The organism is Microbacterium alcoholitolerans (assembly GCF_050408615.1).
Taxonomy (GTDB): Bacteria; Actinomycetota; Actinomycetes; order Actinomycetales; family Microbacteriaceae; genus Microbacterium.
Map to the genome: position 1 here is coordinate 1,943,651 of NZ_JBNTKD010000001.1, position 18,223 is coordinate 1,961,873.

The following is an 18,223-nucleotide window of genomic DNA, read 5'->3' on the forward strand; positions in this document are numbered from 1 at the left end:
GCGGTGACCCCGCCCATTACGGAGGGAGCGACCATGGGAGCCATGGACGACGCCAAGCACAACGCTGAGAAGCTCGTGGGCAAGGCGAAGGAGAACCTCGGCGACGCCACCGACAACGAGAAGCTCGAAGCAGAGGGAAAGGTCGACCAGGTGAAGGCGGAAGCCAAGAAGGTCGGCGACGACGTCAAGGACGTCTTCGACTGATCGCAGACGGCAGCCCGACTTCGGCATATCCGCAGGAGCAGGAATGACCGTCGCGACGAGGTTCGGCATCGAGGAGGAGTTCATCCTCCTCGATGCCGACGCACTTGTGCCGCTTACCAGCACCGAAATGGTCAAGCAGGTGATCGGACCCGCCGAAGTCGGCGGGCGCATCACCTCCGAGTATCTGACCAGCCAGTTCGAATGCGCCACCGATCCGATGCGCACGCTCACAGAGGCGGCGGTCCAGCTGAGCGGAATGCGGCAGATCCTTGCGCGTCACGCACCGGCGAACTCGCTCATCGCAGCCACCGGCGCACCGTTCGCGCTGGCCGGCGCACCGACGATCTCGCCGTCGGAGCACTACGACGATGTCTCCACGCTTCTGGGCGAGCTGACCCGCCAGCACGAGGTCAACGGCCTGCACGTGCACGTCGAGGTCAAGGGGGACGAGGAGCGCGTGCGCGCGTTGCGCCGACTGCGCAGCCGCCTTCCCGTGCTTCTCGGCCTGAGCGTCAACTCGCCGTTCGCCAACGGGGTCACCTCGCGCCTGGCGAGTTGGCGCAGCGTGCTCATCCGGCGCCTCCCCGTCTCGTGGGCGCCACCGGAATTCCGCGACGCGGAGGAGTATCACCGCACGGTCGACCGGCTGGTGCGCATCCAGTTGCTGCCGTCGCGCGCATCCGTCTCGTGGGCGGTGCGACTTTCTGAGCAGTACGACACCGTGGAGGTGCGGGTCGCGGATGCGCAGCTGCAGGTCGTCGATGCGCTTCTGCTCGCCGCGCTGATGCGCGCCATCGTGTGCGCAGACGACGTACCGGATGCCACGGCGCCGGCGGCCGAGCTGGACGGCTCGATGTGGCTGGCTGCCCGGCACGGCATGAACGCCCGGTTCTTCACCGCGGACGGCGATGTCGAGGATGCCTGGGGCGCGGTCGATCGGATGCTGCAGGAGATCCGTCCCGCACTGGAGGAGCTCGGCGACGCCGACTTCGTCGATGAGCAGCTTTCACGGCTTCGCAGGGAAGGAACGGGCGCCCGGCGACAGCTGGCGGCCTACGCGACGGGTGGCACCGCGTCGTTGGGCAAGCTGCTCGCATCCGGCTGACGCCCGCCGCGGAAGCCGGCCCGCACGCGGCTCAGATGAGGCCTGTCTCGCGGGCGATGTGCACCGCGCGAGATCTGCTGTCGACATCGAGCTTGGTGAAGATGTGCGCGAGGTGGCTCTTGACGGTCGCCTCGGTCACGAACAGCGCACGGGCGATCTCCTTGTTCGCCGCGCCCTGCGCGAGCAGCCGCAGCACCTCGATCTCGCGATCGGTGAGCCTCGGCAGCGGGTTGCGCATGCCCTTCAGCACGCGCGAGGCCAGGTCGGGCGCGAGCACCGTGTCGCCTGCGGCGGCGCGTCGGATGCCGTCGATGATGGCATCCGGTGCGACATCCTTGAGCAGGTAGCCGGCGGCGCCCGCCTCGATCGCGCCGAGGATCTCCGCGTCGCGGTCGAAAGTGGTGAGGATCACGACGGCGGGTGCGGGGATCAGCGCGCGCAGCGCGGTGGTGGTTCGGATGCCATCCATGCCGGCGCCAAGGCGCAGATCACACAGCACGACGTCCGGCCGCAGATGCGCGGCGAGGGTGATCGCCTCCTCGCCGGTGGCGGCTTCACCGATGACCCGGACGCCGTCGTGCTCAGAACTCGTCTCGCCTTCGAGCACGGCGCGCAACCCGCTGCGCACGACCGGATGATCGTCGACAAGCAGCACGGTGATGGTCATGATGGCTCCTCGCTCTTCGGGGCGAGCGCCAGGGGAAGGTGTGCGGAGACCGCCGTGCCCTCACCTGGGGTGCTCTCGATGTCGAGCCCGCCGCCGAGTTCTCGCAGTCGCGCACGCATGAAGCGCAGTCCGTAGCTCGAGGCCGCCACCTCGCCACTCTGCTCCCAGGCGGGCAGATCGAACCCGGTGCCGTCGTCGATGATGTCCAGACGCACCATGTCGTCCGCGTCGATGAGGCTCATGACGACCCGCGAGGCGCCGGCGTGCAGGCGGACGTTCGCGAGTGCCGACTGCGCCACTCGCAGCAGGGCGACCTCAACCTCGGTCGGCAGGATCGGCAGCGTGTCGTCGATGTGCAGGTCGGCTTGCAGGCCCGCTTCGTCGTTCGCGCGATCCAGCATCCGTCGCAGTGCCGCGGCAAGCGCGTCGTCTTCGAGCTCGGCAGGGGCGAGCGACTCGACGATGCGGCGGACGTCGGCCAGGCTGTCGCCGGCGAGTGCCTCGACCTGCCCGAGCGTGCGCGCCGCTTCCGCGTCGTCGGTGCGAGTGCCGCCGGCGTGCGCGAGCAGCCGGATGGATGAGAGACCCTGTGCGATCGTGTCGTGGATGTCACGCGAGATGCGGGTGCGTTCGGCGATCGCCCCCGACTGCCGCTGCGCGTGGGCCAGTTCGTCCTGCAGCTCCGACATCTCGCGCTGCGCGCGGGTGAGGGATGCCACGAGCCGCTCGCGCTCGGCGGCATCCTTCAGCAGCTGCAGGTAGCCGCGCGAGATGCCGAAGGCGAAGATGCCGCCGATGAGCGGGCCGAAGACGTTCGCGTAACTGGTGGTGCCGTGGTGCAGGATCGGCGCCACGATCACGACCGCGAGCACGGCGACCGAGAACGCGACACCCCAGCGCAGGGGGAGCAGGTGCCCGGCGAGCAGCCACAGCAGGAAGGCGAGCCAGACGAACTCCGCCGAGACGCTCACCGCCGCCACCCACAGGGCGGCGAAGCCGAGCAGCCACCAGACCTCGATGTCGCGCGCCGCAGTCTTGGCCAGCAGCATCGCACCGGCGACGTGCCAGACGAGAATCGCGACGCCGATGATGATCGCGACCGGGACCGCCGTCCCGCTGCCGACGGCCCGGATCACGCCGACCGTGGTCAGCAGCATGGCCATCAGGTACTGGCCGATCTCCATCGCCCGCACCGCGGGACGGGTGTGCGCGGTCGTGGGCGCCTCAGACCGCGGCAGGGGTGCGTTCACGAGGCTCATCGACTGATTCTCCCTCCCGCTTGATCTTCGATTCCGCCGAGTGAGGCGCGCTCGGCCACCAGATGCGGTCTCCGATGATGCTGAAGATCGCCGGGACGATCACGGTTCGCACGACGAGCGTGTCGACGATCACTCCGACACCGACGATGAGTCCCAGTTGCCCCAGGGTAACCAGCGGCAGCACGCCGAGGGCGGCGAACACGGCGGCGAGCACGATGCCCGCGCTGGTGATGACGCCACCGGTGTGCGCGACGGCCTCGACCATGCCGGCCCTGGTTCCCCTGGTCGCGGCCTCGGCGCGCGCCCGATGCACGAGGAAGATGGTGTAGTCGATGCCCAGCGCCACGAGGAAGAGGAACGCCAGCAGCGGCACCTGCAGATCGAGCGCATGCTGATCGAGCAGCACTCGGCTGAGCCAGGCCCCGGCGCCGATCGCGGCGAGCGCGCTGGCGACATTGACCAGAAGCAGCAGCACCGGCGCGACGATCGAGCGCAGCAGCGCCAGCAGCACGAAGAACGACACGAGCAGCACCAGCGGAGCGATCAGCCAGAAGTCCTGCAGGTTGCCCATTCTGGCATCCGCATCTGTGGCGACGGCGCCGCCTACGACGGCATCCGCTCCCGACACGGCATGCACGGCGTCGCGCAGTTCGGTGATCTGCTCCAGGCTCTCCGGAGTGCTCGGCGCGTACTCGCTGGTCACCATGATCTTCGTCAGTGACTCGTCGTCGGTGGCAGCGACACTGTGGGCGCGCACGACGCCTTCGACAGCATCCGCCGCGGCGACGACGTCGGGCGCCTGATCGGTGTGGGCGATCACCCAGATCGGCTGCGCCTCGCCGGCGGCGAAGTGGGCCGCCACGACCTCGAGACCATCGGCCGACTCGGACTGCACGCGGAACTTCTCGACCTGATCCAGTCCGACGGTCGTGCCGATCAGCCCCGCGGCCATGACGGCGAGCAGCGCGACAGCGACCAGCAGGCTGCGCGCGGGGCGGCGGACGACTCCCGTGGCGATCGAGCGCCAGGTGCGGCCCTGCGGACGAGCGGAGCCGGGGCGGGGCACGAACGGCCAGAAGATCCTGCGTCCGCAGACGGCGAGCAGCGGGGGCAGGGCGAACAGCACCGCGGCGAGCGCGATCAGCAGTCCGATGGCGCTCGTCACGCCGAGCCCGTGCGTTCCGGGGATCACCGCCAGCACGAGTGTGAGCAGAGCGAGGACGACGGTAACGTTGGATGCCAGGATCGCCGGGGCAGTCCTTCGCCAGGCCGTGCTCAGGGCACGACGGTGGTCGTCTTCCACGAGCAGCTCCTCGCGGTAGCGGGAGATGAGCAGCAGGGCGTAGTTGGTGCCGGCACCGAAGACGAGCACGCTGACGATGCCGGAGTCGAACTGCAGGTCCCACAGCGAGCCGGCCGCGGCCGTCATTCGCCCGGCGAGGCCGTCCGCGAGCGCGATCACGGTCAGCGGCACCAGCCACAGCACGGGGGAGCGGTAGGTGATGATCAGCAGGATCGCGACGATCAGGATCGTCACCAGCAGCAGGGTGAGGTTCGCACCTTCGAACGCGGCGGCGACGTCGGCGCCGAACGCGGGCCCTCCGGTCACCTGCAGGCTGAGGCCGGCGGGTGAGGCGGCGGCGATGCCCGCGCGCAACGCCTTGATGACCTCAGCGGTCTCAGTGTTGCTCTCGCCGACCTCGATCGGCGTGACCAGCAGCGCGGCCTCCCCATCCTCGCTGACCATGGGGCCGGACGATTCAGCGTCGGCGTGCCGATCGAGCACGGGGAGCAGGTCGGTCAGGGCGGTGAGGTCGGCATCCGACAGCGCGGTGCCGTCGTCGCGCGACGCGACCACCAGCACCGACTGCCGATCCGCATTCGGGAACTGGTCCATCAGCGCGCTCGCCTGCGCCGACTCGGAGTCGGCGGGCGCCTGTGCGTTGCCGGCCGGCGCCTTCGCCGAGCCGAACGCGCCGAACAGCGCGACCATGACGAGAAGGAAGATGCCGAGCGAGATCCACGCTCCGCGACGCGACGTGAGTCGGTCGGAGAAGCGGGAGGGAAGACGAGTGGATGCCATGACATCCACTCCACCAAGCGCGGCGTCTCGCGTCATCGCGTAAGCGAGTGAGGCGAAGATCGTCCTTTCGGCGGATGCCGGGGAGCAGACGTCAGTTCAGAAGTCCTCGTCCTCCGAAGGGCGAGGGCCGTTGGCATCCTGACTCGCCAGCACCAGCGCGATGATCGTGAGCGCGGCCATGACGATGCCGGCGGGGTTGGCGATGCCGATCGCCACATCGAGTGCCGGCTGCTGGGTGCCGCTGACGATCGTCTGCATGCCGTCGGCGGTGATGTCAGGGATGGTGAGGCCGAGCAGGATGCCGCATCCCCACGCCCCGATGAGAGTGCCCCGGGTCGAGGGCCGCACCGTGAACCCGCGCTTCGCCGTGCGGGCGAGCGCCCTGGAGATGAAGATGTGCAGCACCAAGACGAGCACGCCGATCAGCAGATAGGCCACGGTGAGCTCACCCCCAGCACCGAACAGGAACCGGCCGAAGGCGATCCACAGCGCGAGCGCCACCCCGACCAGGAGAACACCGACGCCGCGGGACGTTCCCGTCCGCGCCGTCTGCTCGAGTGAGGTCATGATCATGAGCCTACGAGGAGCGGGTGAGAGTCTCGAATCGCCGGAGCCGATGCGAGCGCGCGGGCGGAAGGGAACAGCCCCTGGCCTCGGGAACTGATTCCCAGGTCAGGGGCTGTTTCCAACGTGGTGAGCGAGGGGGGACTTGAACCCACCTCGGCCCCCTCGCTCCCCGAATCTCGACAAGGCGTTCTGCCGCATAAAATCGCCGGTCTAAGGCATGTCGCCTGTGGATAACTCCACCGCGGTACCCCGACCTACAGGTTGCTTAGCACTTTCGTTAGCACTTTTGGAGACCGCGATATCGGCTGGAATCGTCGGCTCTGAGCGCGCGCCCAGGGTCTGTCGGGAATCTTGTGTGCGGGGGCTCGGCGTGATCGGCGCGGCGTGAGCCGCGCGGGAAGATGAGTCACGCGATGAACACCGAACTGACAACGACAACTGAAGACGACGAACTGGTCGATCCGCGAACGGGCGCGGTGCTGCCATCCTCGCCGGACGTGGCGGCGGTCGCGGACCAGCTGGTCGCGACCGCGCGGGAGCAGGGCATCGATCTGACCGGCCCGAACGGGTTGCTGACGGGTCTGACCCGGCAGGTGCCGCAGTCCGCTCTGGAGGCGGAGCTGACCGCGCACCTGGGCTAGGACAGCGGCGACCGAGCGGGCAACCAGACGCCGAACTCCCGCAACGGGTCGACGCCGAAGACGGTGCGCACCGAGATCGGCGAGATCACCATCCAGGTGCCCCGGGATCGGGCCGGGACGTTCGCCCCGGTGGTGGTGCCGAAGCATCAACGCCGGATCGCCGGATTCGACGACGCGGTGATCTCGCTGTATGCCACGGGCATGACCACTGGCGACATCGCCAAGCACCTGTCCGATCTATACGGGATCTGGTGTCGACGGTGACCGACAAGGTCATCGGCGACATGCAGGAATGGCCGGCTCGCCCGCTCGACGCGATCTACCCGGTGGTGCTCATCGACGCGCTGGTCGTAAAGGTTCGAGACGGGCAGGTCGCGAACCGGCCCGTCTACGTGGCTGCCGGCATCGACCTCGACGGGCGCCGTGACGTGCTCGGGCTGTGGGTGGGACCCACGGGCGGGGAGGGTGCGAAGCAGTGGATGAACATGCTCACCGAGCTGCGCAACCGTGGCGTCGCCGACGTGTACATCGTCTGCTGCGACGGCCTGAAGGGCCTGCCCGACGCGATCGGCGCGATCTGGCCACTCGCGACCATGCAAACCTGTGTTGTGAATTTGGTGCGCAACTCTCTGCGATACGCGTCGAAGAAGTACTGGTCCAAGATCACCAGCCAGCTCCGCGAGTGGCTCGCGGGCCGCGCGAAGCAGTGGCTGGACGGGATCGAGGTGGTCGCGATGGACGGGTTCAGCGGGTTCAAGACCGCCGCCGCGGAAGAGCTACCCTACGCGGTCCCGGTGATGGACCCATTCCATGTCGTCCGTCTCGCCGGCGACGCACTGGACTGGACCGCTACCGGCAGCGGGTGCAGCAGGACACGCTCGGGCATCGCGGCCGCGCCGACGATCCGCTCTACAAGGCACGCCGGACTCTGCATACCGGGGCCAGCCTGCTCACCGACAAGCAGCACGCCCGCCTCGAAGCGGTCTTCGCGATCGAAGAGCACGTCGAGGTCGAGGCGACCTGGGGCATCGACCAGCGCATCGTGGACGCCTACCGAGAGCCCGACAAGAAGAAGGCGAAGCAGCTGATGCGCGCCGTGATCGACGCCGTCAGCTGCGGCATCCCGGCCATGCTCGTCGAGATCCGACGTCTCGGCAGGAATCTGAAGCAGCGCGCGGTCGACGTGCTCGCGTTCTTCGACCTGCCTGGCACATCGAACGGACCGACAGAGGCGATCGACGGACGGCTCGAGCACCTCCGCGGCTCGGCGCTCGGCTTCCGGAACCTCACTCACTAAATCGCGAGGAGTCTGCTTGAAGCCGGAGGCTTCAGGCCCCACCTACACCCTCAAACGCGATGAGCCGAGAAACACGTCTACCTGCCCGGCGGTCGACCAGCCTGAGGACAGCATCTGACAACCCCGTTCTTCCCGATCAACGTCGTCGTCAAAGGATGCAATGACCACTCCCACTGTCTCCACATCGTCTTCACGTAGCTCCCTGCTTGCCCGGCGGTAGAGTAGACACAGACATGCGACCGACGCCTATCTCACGCCCTGGACGCGCAACTCGGAAGCGACGACCGCGGCACCGTATCGACCGCCGAACCCCAAGTATTGGGAGCCACAGCCCGATACCGAGTCAACCCTCCAGTTGATAGTTCCGGCTGAGTTCTTCGTCTGTCGCTCCAAGTATGGCTTGCTCTCGATCGCGCCATGTCGTCGCCGTTGTTCGCACGAGGTCTTCGATTTGCTCGACCTTCGGAGGCAGGTTCATCGCATCGTAGGGATTCCCGCCGGCACCGAGCGGCTCCGCGCTGGCGTACCCGCGGGTCTCGTAGCCCACCGCATACAGGGCCATGATGACGATATCGAGGTCGAGGAGACCACTGCCAAGAGCACGCCGGTTCGTGTCCGCGAGGTGAAGGTTCAGCAGGCGCTGACCGTACTCCATGATCGTGGTTCCGATATGCTGTTCGCCGGAGAGCATGTGGTAAAGATCGCCGTTGATCCACTGGATCGCAGGATGATCGACGAGGCCGATCATCCGCTCCGCATCGGCGAAGGTGCGCACGACGCTGCACTCCTCCGGGCGGATCGGCTCGATCGCACCCTTGACCCCGTGCTCGGTGAACGCATCGGCGGCCAACAGCAGCGTCTCCGCCGCACGTTCCATCTCGAAGTCGTCGAACGGCGTCGGCCTGCCGACCGAACCCGCACCGAACAGCAGGTACTCGCCGCCGACGGCCGCGGTGAACTCGGCGTGCCGCCTGAAGTAGTCGATGGCTCGGCTCCTGACCACGGGGGAGATGTGGGCGAGCTCGGACTCCGGGGAGACCATGCCGCACACGCCGCTGACCGAGATCCCGTGGTCGGAGAGGACGCGCTCAACCTCGTCGGCGCGGTACCCGAGCCCTGAGCCGTAGAGGTTCCCGTGCAATTCGATCCATCGGATGCCGTGTCGTTCGAGTCGCGCAGCCGAATGCTGCAGCGGCTCGATGCCGAAGCCCCAATTGCTCCACCCGAATCGCAGCCGGGTCTCGCCCAGTGCTGTCTCCGTGCGTCGCCGGATGAATGCGCGAACGATCTCCTGGTCGCTCTCGCGGAACGTCTGCACCTTCATGCGCTGTCCTTTCCTGTGGGTTATCCCTTGACGGCACCCTGGGTCAGGGCGCTGACGATATGGCGCTGCAGCAGGACGAACAGCACGACCACCGGGGCGACGGCGATGACGGCGCCCGCTGCCAGGTAGTGCGTCGTGATCTCGCCTGTCGTCGACTGCAGGGTTACCAGGCCGACCGAGACGGGGTAGAGCGTCGACTTGTCGAGCAGGATGAACGGCACCACGAACTGCGACCAGCTCATCACGATCGAGAACACCACTGCGGATGCGATGCCCGGCCGTGCGGCGGGCAGCACGGCGTGCCAGAGCGCCCCCGCGCGGCCGACGCCGTCGATCAGCGCGGCCTCGTCGAGCTCACCGGGGATGGTGTCGAAGTAGCCCTTCAGGAACCAGGTGATGAAGGGCACGATCAGCGCCGCGTAGACGAGGATTAGCGTTGGGTAGTTGTTCAGCAGTCCGAGCTTCGCGAGGAGCGAGTAGAGCGGGATGGCGAGCACCACCGGAGAGAACAGCTGCGCAGCCAGCACCGCGTTCGAGAGCGTCGCCTTCCCGCGGAAGACGAAACGAGACAGTCCGTAGGCCGCCGGCACGCACACGACCAGCGTGACCGCGACGGTCCCTGCCACGATGACGAAGGAGTTCATCAGGTACCGCACGACTGGGGTGTTGGACAGCACGGTCGTGTAGTTCGACCATTGCGGATCCGTCGGGACCCAGACGGGCGGGGACGCGATCAACTCGCTCGGCGACTTCAGGGAGGTCATGACCGCCCAAAGCACCGGGAAGGCGAAGACGATCGATACGACCACCATCGCGAGCCCGAGGAAGATCCGCAGTGGTCGCTGGCGGTGCTTAGTTCGTGTCGGCATTCGCCCTCCTCGATCGGTTGGTGAGCCACAGGAACACGGCGATGATGAGGGCGTCGATGATGAGAAGCACGACGGCTGTCGCCGCTCCCTGTCCCATGCGGAACTGGTCGAAGATCGCGTTGTAGACGCGCAGGGCGAGCACCTCGGTCATGTAGCCGGGGCCGCCGCCGGTGAGCACCATCATCATGTCGAAGGTGTTGAAGGTCTCCACGGTGACGGTGATGACGTTGACCGCGAGGATGGGGATCAGCAGCGGGATCACGACACTGCGGAGCTGCCGCCACCAGCTCGCGCCGTCCACTGCTGCTGCCTCGCGCAGTTCGTGCGGGATGGTCTGCAGGCCGGCGTAGCAGAAGATCATGGACATCGCCGTGCCGCGCCAGACGCTCGCGACGATCGCGGAGACGAGTGCGAGGTTGGGGTCGGAGAGGAACGGGATGTTGTCGACGCCGAAGATCGGCGAAAGCAGGTGGTTCAGGATGCCGGCTGCGGACTCCTGGTAGATGAGGGTCCAGACGATACCGACGACGACGCCGGGGATGGCCCAGGCCGAGAGCACGATGGTCCGCACGATGACCGTGCCGCGGATCCGGAGTCGGCTCGCCTCGTAGAGCAGGAGCGCGATCGCGAAGCCGCAGAGCACCTGGAACACCACGCTCGTGATGGCGAAGGTGAAGGTCACTCTGAGGGAGGTCGCGAATGCCGGGTCGTTGAACATCCGCTCGTAGGACTCGAGCGTGTAGTTCGCCTCGCTGGAGCCGAGCATCGCATCGGTGAAACTGAGCCTGACGATCTCGATGACCGGGTAGACGAAGACGAGCACCATCATCGCGATGATGGGCACGAACCACGGCCAGGTGCGCTGGCGCCTGGCCGTGAGGCCAGGGCGCCAGCCCACCCGTGCGCGTGCAGTCGGCCTCGTCACGCTCACGATTGCGCGATCGCGTCCTTCAGCGCGTCCTCCGGCGACCGCGATCCGGATGCGACGCTGGATGCCGCCGCACCGAGCGCTGCAGCGACGGCGGAGTAGGCCTCGTGCGAAGGACGCGTGCGCGCGTACTTGCTGAGATGGTCGCGGAAGGTCTCGGTGAACGGGTTGGTGGTGTAGTCGGCGTGCTCGTAGACCGAGGATCGCGCCGGCAGGAAGCCTCCGACGGAGCACCACTTCGCCATGCCCTCGTCGCCGATCCAGCCGTCGACCAGGAACTCGCCCGCGGATGCCACGACCTCCGGCTCGTCCTCGATGAACATGCCGTAGGACCAGCCGCCGGCGATGGTTGCAAAGTCCTTGCCGTTCGCGCTCGGGATGGGGGCGACGCCCCATTCCTCGAAGAAGTCGCCGGAGCCGCCGAGGCTCGCGTACTGACCGGGGAACCAGGATCCGTGCAGGAACATGCCGACCTGGCCGGCGAGGATGTCGGCATTCTGGTCGTCGACGGTGACGTATGAGGCGACCTTCGAGGGGGTGACGCCCTCCTCGATGCATCGCCCGATGTACTCGAGCACACCGAGCATCGCGTCGTAGCCTTCACCGTCGGCGAAGCCGATGGAGCCGTCTTCGTTGAGGATCTCCGCGCCCTGCGCGAGGTACGGTGCGAGCACGGCGTACATGAGCGGGCTCGCGCCGTTTCCTGCGGGCAGGGAGAAGTACATCCCCTGGTCTGCGAGCTTCTTCCCGATCTCGTAGACGTCGTCCCACGATGCGGGCGGCGTCTCGACGACGTCCTTCCGGTAGTAGAGCACGCCGAGGTCGGTCGTCATGGGCAGGGCGACGGGGACGCCGTCGCGGAGCATGATGTCCTGCAGGTTCGGGAACCAGTCGTCGAGGGAGAGCCCGGCGTCCTCGATCACGCTCGTGAGGTCCGTCATGTTCGGAGCGAGACGAGGTGCGAGGTAGGAGTCGACCATGGAGACGTCCGGCGCGGTGCCCTGGCCAGCCTGCTGGATGAGCTTCGCCATCGCGGCGGATGCGTCGGAGCCGGTGATCTGGGCCTCGATCGAGAACCCGGACGACTCTTGGAAGGCGTCGAGGACGCCCTGAACGTACTCGACGCGCTTCGCATCGGGCGATTGCACCGAGTAGGCCGGAATCGTCTGCCACACGAAGTTGGTCCTGGATGCCGCGGATGTGTTCGGCGAACACGAAGACAGCGCCATTGCTGCTGCTCCTGCGAGTGTCACCTGCAGGAATGCGCGTCGCGAGAATGCGTTTGTTTCGTTCACTAGGGTCTCCCCCTTTCTCATGCTCCTTGGGAGTGGGAGCAGCTTGGTCGTTGCCTGTCGATCAGCTCTGGTCGGAAGGCCAGGTGGTGAAGCGGCCTTCGCGTCGGTCGCGTTCAACGTCTTCTTCCCTGCGTGCGGCCGGCTCGCCGTAGCCGCCGGCGCCGCTGGTGTAGATCGAGACGACGTCGTCGACGTCGAGGTCGGCTTCGCCTGCGGCGATCGGATCCTCGAGGCCGTTGATGTCGCAGTGTCCCGCGGCGCCCTCCTGGCCGCCGAACAGGCCCCAGGGGCGGGAGGTGACGCGCGTGGTGTCCCACTGCACGTGCACGTCCGCGGTGAGCGCGCGTACGCGTCGCAGGATGCCCATGCCGCCGCGGAACTCGCCCGCCCCGCCGGAGTCGTCCACGAGCTCGTAGCGTTCGATCAGCAGCGGGTACTCGGATTCGAGCGCCTCGACCGGCAGGTTGCTGGTGTTGGTGATGTGCACCTGGATGCCGTCGAGTCCGTCCTTGTTGTAGCGTGCTCCTGAGCCGCCGCCGAAGCTCTCCATGTAGACGAAGTAGCGTCCGGTCCTCGGGTTCAGCCCGGAGAACATGGCGCCGGTGTTGGCGCCGTTGCTCGCCGCGGTGACGCGGTGGGGAGCGGCGTCGGCGATCGCGCGGTGCACGAGATCGACGATGCGCTGGCAGGTGTGCGAGCGCTGGAACACGGCGGCGGGCTCGACCGCGTTCAGGACGCTGCCCTCCCTGGCTTTGATGTGCACCGGTCGATGCAGTCCGGCGTTCGGGATGATGTCGGGATCCGTGACCGTCAGCACGCTGTAGTAGACGGTGGCGTAGAGCGCGGTCCAGACGACGTTGATCCCCATCGGCACCTGGTCTGGCCCGTCGAACTCGAAGAACAGCTCGTCGCCGTCGATCGTGAGCGTGAGGTTCAGATCGAGCGGTTGCGCCAGGCCGGGGAAGTCGAAGACGTCCTCGGAGTGGTAGGTCCCGTCCGGAAGCTCCCGGATCGCCGCGCGCATGCGGCGCTCGGTATAGTCCATCAGCGCCGCGGTGGCCGCGGAAAGCGTGTCTGCGCCGAACCGTTCTGCCAGTTCCAGGTAGCGCACCCGGCCGAGTGCGTTCGCGGCCATCTGCGCGTGCAGGTCCGGGACGCGTTCGCTCGGCACCTGGCAGTTGACCAGGATCAGTTCGAGCAGGTCCTCCTGCACGACGCCTCGCTGCGCGAACTTCACCGGGGCGATGCGCAGTCCCTCCTGGAAGATGTGCTTGTGGCCGCGGTCCGCGTAGTCGGCGTGGTGCGCGGCGTTCGCGACCCAGGCGTGGATCTTGCCGTCGACGAAGATCGGCGTGGCGAGCACGATGTCCGGCAGGTGGGAGCCGCCGCCGCGGTAGGGGTCGTTGCCGATGAAGACGTCGCCGTCCTCGATCCGGTCCTCCGGGTAGCGGCGACGGATCTCGGCGATGATGCCGATGAGCGTGCCGAGGTGGAGCGTGGAGCCGAGCTCGTCCTGGGCGACGATCAAGCCGTCCTTGTCGAACACCGCGGCGGTGCCGTCGCGACGCTCTTTGATGTTGGTGGAGAACGCGGCGCGCACGAGGGTGCTGCCCACCTCCTGCACGAGCGAGCGGAGCGCTGAGCTGATGACCTCGACGCGAATCGGATCGATGGCAGAGTGTGTGTTCGTCATTCCTTCAGTCCTGCGTCGTGATGATGAGATTGCGGTGTGCGTCGACGAGTACGCGGTCTTCGGGCATGACGAGCGTCGTCGTGTCGAACTGCTCGATGATCGCCGGGCCCTGGAAGTCGTCGCCGGAGTTGAGGAGCGTCCTGTCGATGACGGGGACCGTCTGCCTGCCGTGCTCGCGCGAGAGGTACACGGATCGTTCGCCGATCTTGGCCCCGTCGGTCGCCTCGACGGGTGCGCTCTGGGACTGGGCGACGCCGGCGGCGTCTTCCACTGTGCCGACCGCCTGCACCCGGACCGTGACCACTTCGATGTCGGTGTCCGCCATCTGGTAGCCGTAGAGCCTGTCGTGCTCGGCGACGAAGTCTTCGAGGATCTGCTCGATGTCGAACTCGCCCGCGTTGCCGGTGAGCCGCACCGCGACCTCCTCGGAGAGTCGGATCGGCAGCTCGTAGTTCTGGCCGCGGTAGCGCATCTCGACGGTCCGCTCGATCGTGCGGCGCTTCTGATCCACGCCGTTGTCGTCGAACCATGCGTCCGCTGCCTGCAGCAGCGGCCGGAACCTGGCTGCGAGCCGGTCGGCGAGGTCTTCGCCGACCACGGTGATGGTCGTCGAGGAGAAGTCGGTGCGGATGTCGGTCAGCAGCAAGCCGAGTGCGGAGCCCGCGCCCGGGGTCTCCGGCACGATCACGGTCTTGATTCCGAGCTCGCGGGCGAGACGCGCCGCGTGCAGCGGTCCCGCGCCGCCGAAGGGGTAGAGGGCGTGGTCGCGGGGGTCGTAGCCGCGCTGCACCGAGATGACCCGGATCGCACGTGCCATGTTCGCTACGACGACGCTGACGATGCCGTCCGCGGTCTCGTCGACCGACATCGACAGCTCGTTCGCGAGCCGCTCGACGGCCTCGATGGATCGGGTGTTGTCGATCTTCATCTGGCCGGCGAGCAGGTATTCGGGGTTGAGCACGCCGAGCACGACGTGCGCATCCGTGACCGCCGCCTGGTCGCCCTTGCCGTAGCAGGCCGGCCCGGGGTCGGCGCCTGCGCTGAGCGGTCCGACCTTGAGGTGGCCGCCCGCGTCGATCCAGGCGAGCGAGCCGCCGCCGGCGCCGACGGTGTTGATGTCCAGCATCGCCGCCCGCAGCGGGCGCCCGTCGAGCTCCATGCCGTTGGACGAGGTCGGCTGACCGTCGCGGATCAGGGAGACGTCGGCGCTGGTGCCGCCCACGTCCACGGTGATGATGTCAGGGTAGCCCGCTTCCTTGGAGATCTCCGCAGCGCCGACGACGCCGGTGCTCGGCCCGGACAGCACCATCCGGACGGGGAAGTCCTTCGCCGTCTCGAAGGGGCTGATCCCGCCGTTGCTGAGCGTCACGTACGGGGTGGAGCGCAGTCCGGCGTCGGAGATCGTGTGCTGCAGTCTGCGCAGATACCCCGAGACGATCGGACCGAGGTAGGCGTTGATGACCACGGTGGAAAGGCGCTCGAACTCGCGGAATTCGGGGAGCACCTCGCTCGAGAGCGACACGTAGACGCCGGGCAGCTCTTCCTCGAGGATCTCCCGGATGCGGATCTCGTTGTCGGGTCGAAGGTAGCTGTAGAGCAGGCAGACCGCGACGGCGTCCACGGCGTCCTCGCGCAGTTCAGCGGCGATTCGGCGGACGTCGTCTTCGTCGAGCGGGGTGTGCACGGTGCCGTCGAACAGCGTGCGCTCCTTGACGCCGTAGCGTCGGTCGCGGGGCACGAGCGGCGTGGGCTTGTCCGCCTGGATGTCGTAGACCTTGGGGCGGATCTGGCGCGCAAGCTCGAGCAGGTCGCGGAAGCCGTCGGTCACGATGAGGCCCGTTTTCGACCCGGTTTCGGTCAGCAGCGTGTTCGTGCCGACCGTGGTGCCGTGTGCGAAATAGCCGATGTCGGAGAAGCCCGCACCGGGGATCTCGCCGAGCAGCTGCTGTACGCCGGCCACCACCGCTTTGCCAGGGTCTTGCCGATTGCTCGACACCTTGGTCACGTATAGGGATCCAGTGTCGGTATCGAACGCACACACGTCCGTAAAGGTTCCGCCTGCATCCACTCCGAAACGCAACGCCATTGTTTCGCCAACTCTCCTTCGTCGTATTTCCACAAGTAAACAAGACCATTCAAATGAAGTCAATACTAAACGGTGGATCCATCAAAATGTAACAGAACGGTAATCAAGCCATTCGACGGGCGGGATCACCGGATTCACGCGAAACGCGCGGCGCTGAATGCCGATGCCGGAATCGCTCCGCTCTCGTCGAGCGCGAGCTGCACCGCGACCTCGCCGACGGCCGCGGACGTCTTGAAGCCGTGCCCAGAACAGGCCGCTGCGAGGAGGACGTTCGGGACGTCCGCGACCCGGTCGATCACGAACCGCTCATCGGGCGTGAGCGTAATCATGCAGCCCGTCGCGTGTCGTGCCTTCGGCACCAGCCTCGGGAACTGCTGCGCGACGAACGCCTCGACGCGTTCGACTTCCCAGGCGTCGACCTCGGTGGGGTTGCGGGAGGGGTCGTCGACCACGTAGCCGTCCTGCTGGCGCAGCCCGACCTTCACTCCGTGGTCGTCGATGACCCCGGCACCCCAGCCGTACTCGCTGTCGAGTTTGCGCCGGAACGCGGGGAATCTCGACGCGGCGAACTCGTCCTCGGCGCCGGGGACGGGGTGGAACCAGCTCAGCAGCGCCCGCCGGGTCACGAGCGACACCGGCAGTTCGAGCCCGAGTCGGGATGCCCACGGGCCCGCGGCGATCACCACCGTGCGGGCGCGGATCGTCTCGGCGTCGTCGAGCACGACCTTCGCCCCGCCGGCGATGCTGCGGATCGCGGTCACGCGCGTCCGCGAGAGCACGGAGGCGCCGCGCTCGCGCGCGGCGCCCAACGCGGCGAGGATCGCACGTTCCGGCCGGACCACACCGAGTGAGGGGTCCAGGATCGCGATGTCCTCGTCGCGGACGTGGTGCTGCGGGTAACGCGCGCAGATCTCGTCCGCGTCGAGCTCCTCGTAGGGCATGGCGTGTCCGTCGAGCACCGCGCGGCTCTCGAGGATCAGATCGGAATCCGGAGGGGCGATGATGATGCCGGAAGTCAGCGTGACGATCTCCTCGCCGCTTCGTCGTTCGAGGTCCCGCCAGATCTCCAGCGAGCGGAGGGCCAGGTCTGTGTAGATCTGGCCCTCCGATGCCGCACCCCTGAACACGCGCGAGAGCCCGTGCGACGAGCCGCGGTCATGCCCGAGCTCGTACTGCTCGATGCCGATCGCGGACAGTCCGCGTTCGGTCGCGGCGAGCAGGGTGCCGGATCCCACGGCCCCGAGACCCACTACTGCAATGTCGTACATCTGTCACCACTCCTTGTTGTGCGGAGCTGGTCTGCGTTCCTGCTCCGCGAACTCTTCCAAAAACAAGCGATCAATCGGAAACATGCAAATCACAGCGGGTCGACGATTAGGGCCTTCCGGCGCAGACGCCGAGGATCCGGGCCGCTTCGGCTGCCATGACTTGACGTGCCGGGCGGAGGTACTTCCGCGGATCGACCTCAGCGGCGTCCGCACCGAGCGCGGCACGGAGCCGCTCGGTGAAGAGCACGTTGAACCGGGTGCCGACGTTGACCTTCGATATCCCGGCTCCGATGGCGGCCCGCAGCTGTGCATCGCTCACTCCTGACGAGCCGTGGAGCACCAAGGGCGCAGACACGCGACTCGCGATCCGAGCGATCAGCGCCGTGTCCAGAGTCGCGCCGGTGGATCGCATGGCGTGGGAGCTCCCCACTGCGACGGCCAGGCCGTCGACCCCGGTCGCAGCGGCGAAGGCCTCGGCCTGTTCTCGATCGGTGCGAGCGGCGGGGTCGTGCACGCCGTCCTTGCCACCGACTTCGCCGAGCTCCGCCTCGACCCAGATCCCGGATCCGTGCAGTTGCTCCGCGATCCTGGCGGTGGTCGCGACGTTCTCGTCGTAGTCCAACGCGGAGGCGTCGAACATCACCGAGGTTGCGCCGAGCTCCGGTGCGCGTAGCGCGAGCGCGGCGTCGGTGATGTGGTCGAGTTGCACGGCGATCGGTGCGGATGAGGCACGTGCGGCGGCGACCGCCGCAGCCACGGGCGCCTCCGGCCCGGAATGGTAGGCGATCGCGTTCTGGGAGAGCTGCAGGATCACACCCGCGCCCTGCGACTCGGCAGCGTCGCGGAACGCCCACAACTGCTCGAAGGTGATGAAGTTGAACGCGGGCACGGCGCCGTGGGCGTCCTGGAGCAGCGCCGCTGGGCTGACGAGCGGCAT

14 protein-coding genes and 1 pseudogene are annotated in these 18,223 nt (G+C 67.4%); 3 read left to right on the forward strand and 12 right to left on the reverse strand.

The genetic code is table 11. The annotated features are described in order from the left end of the window. The first annotated feature begins 33 nt into the window (after positions 1 to 33). Together ACQUSX_RS09275 and ACQUSX_RS09280 are read left to right on the forward strand one after the other, a co-directional pair. Positions 34 to 204, forward strand: a complete 171-nt coding sequence (locus tag ACQUSX_RS09275; protein WP_428906658.1) for a CsbD family protein — start codon at positions 34 to 36, stop codon at positions 202 to 204. A gap of 43 nt (positions 205 to 247) precedes the next feature. Beyond that, positions 248 to 1,309 carry a carboxylate-amine ligase gene (locus tag ACQUSX_RS09280; protein WP_428906659.1) on the forward strand — a complete coding sequence of 354 codons (1,062 nt, stop codon included), beginning with the start codon at positions 248 to 250 and terminating at the stop codon, positions 1,307 to 1,309. A 31-nt stretch (positions 1,310 to 1,340) separates the two neighbouring features. Here ACQUSX_RS09280 and ACQUSX_RS09285 read toward each other — a convergent pair whose 3' ends face one another. From ACQUSX_RS09285 to ACQUSX_RS09300, 4 genes are all read right to left on the reverse strand, one after another. Further along, positions 1,341 to 1,976 (reverse strand): response regulator, encoded by a 636-nt coding sequence (locus ACQUSX_RS09285; protein WP_428906660.1) that lies wholly within the window; start codon positions 1,974 to 1,976, stop codon positions 1,341 to 1,343. After that, complete coding sequence (locus ACQUSX_RS09290; RefSeq protein WP_428906661.1) at positions 1,973 to 3,235, reverse strand: sensor histidine kinase; 1,263 nt, start codon at positions 3,233 to 3,235, stop codon at positions 1,973 to 1,975. The genes ACQUSX_RS09285 and ACQUSX_RS09290 overlap by 4 nt, the downstream gene beginning before the upstream one ends. Then, positions 3,201 to 5,318: an MMPL family transporter gene (locus ACQUSX_RS09295; protein ID WP_428907620.1), complete on the reverse strand. Its 2,118-nt coding sequence runs from the start codon at positions 5,316 to 5,318 to the stop codon at positions 3,201 to 3,203. Before ACQUSX_RS09295 ends, ACQUSX_RS09290 begins: the two co-directional genes overlap by 35 nt. Positions 5,319 to 5,414: 96 nt before the next feature. Then, positions 5,415 to 5,885, reverse strand: a complete 471-nt coding sequence (locus tag ACQUSX_RS09300; RefSeq protein ID WP_428906662.1) for a hypothetical protein — start codon at positions 5,883 to 5,885, stop codon at positions 5,415 to 5,417. Between the two features lie 413 nt (positions 5,886 to 6,298). Between ACQUSX_RS09300 and ACQUSX_RS09305 the strand changes: the two are divergent. After that, positions 6,299 to 7,886: pseudogene (locus tag ACQUSX_RS09305) on the forward strand (IS256 family transposase). Positions 7,887 to 8,166: 280 nt separating this feature from the next. Here ACQUSX_RS09305 and ACQUSX_RS09310 read toward each other — a convergent pair. The 8 genes from ACQUSX_RS09310 to ACQUSX_RS09345 form a co-directional block, all read right to left on the reverse strand. Continuing rightward, positions 8,167 to 9,147, reverse strand: coding sequence for a sugar phosphate isomerase/epimerase family protein (locus tag ACQUSX_RS09310; RefSeq protein WP_248539293.1), 981 nt, complete (start codon positions 9,145 to 9,147; stop codon positions 8,167 to 8,169). Positions 9,148 to 9,167: 20 nt separating this feature from the next. Next, positions 9,168 to 10,016 (reverse strand): carbohydrate ABC transporter permease, encoded by an 849-nt coding sequence (locus ACQUSX_RS09315; RefSeq protein ID WP_248539292.1) that lies wholly within the window; start codon positions 10,014 to 10,016, stop codon positions 9,168 to 9,170. Beyond that, entirely contained in the window at positions 10,000 to 10,941 is a 942-nt protein-coding gene (locus ACQUSX_RS09320) for a carbohydrate ABC transporter permease (protein WP_428906663.1), read from the reverse strand. Before ACQUSX_RS09320 ends, ACQUSX_RS09315 begins: the two co-directional genes overlap by 17 nt. Before the next feature lie 2 nt (positions 10,942 to 10,943). Beyond that, a complete protein-coding gene (locus ACQUSX_RS09325) occupies positions 10,944 to 12,119 on the reverse strand; it encodes an extracellular solute-binding protein (RefSeq protein ID WP_248539290.1) in 1,176 nt (391 codons plus the stop codon). Positions 12,120 to 12,300: 181 nt separating this feature from the next. Then, positions 12,301 to 13,932 (reverse strand): hydantoinase B/oxoprolinase family protein, encoded by a 1,632-nt coding sequence (locus ACQUSX_RS09330; RefSeq protein ID WP_248539289.1) that lies wholly within the window; start codon positions 13,930 to 13,932, stop codon positions 12,301 to 12,303. A 4-nt stretch (positions 13,933 to 13,936) separates the two neighbouring features. Next, a complete protein-coding gene (locus ACQUSX_RS09335; RefSeq protein WP_248539288.1) occupies positions 13,937 to 16,018 on the reverse strand; it encodes a hydantoinase/oxoprolinase family protein in 2,082 nt (693 codons plus the stop codon). A gap of 134 nt (positions 16,019 to 16,152) precedes the next feature. Next, positions 16,153 to 17,286 carry an N-methyl-L-tryptophan oxidase gene (solA, locus tag ACQUSX_RS09340; protein ID WP_428906664.1) on the reverse strand — a complete coding sequence of 378 codons (1,134 nt, stop codon included), beginning with the start codon at positions 17,284 to 17,286 and terminating at the stop codon, positions 16,153 to 16,155. 106 nt (positions 17,287 to 17,392) lie between these two features. Then, complete coding sequence (locus ACQUSX_RS09345) at positions 17,393 to 18,223, reverse strand: class II fructose-bisphosphate aldolase (RefSeq protein ID WP_248539286.1); 831 nt, start codon at positions 18,221 to 18,223, stop codon at positions 17,393 to 17,395.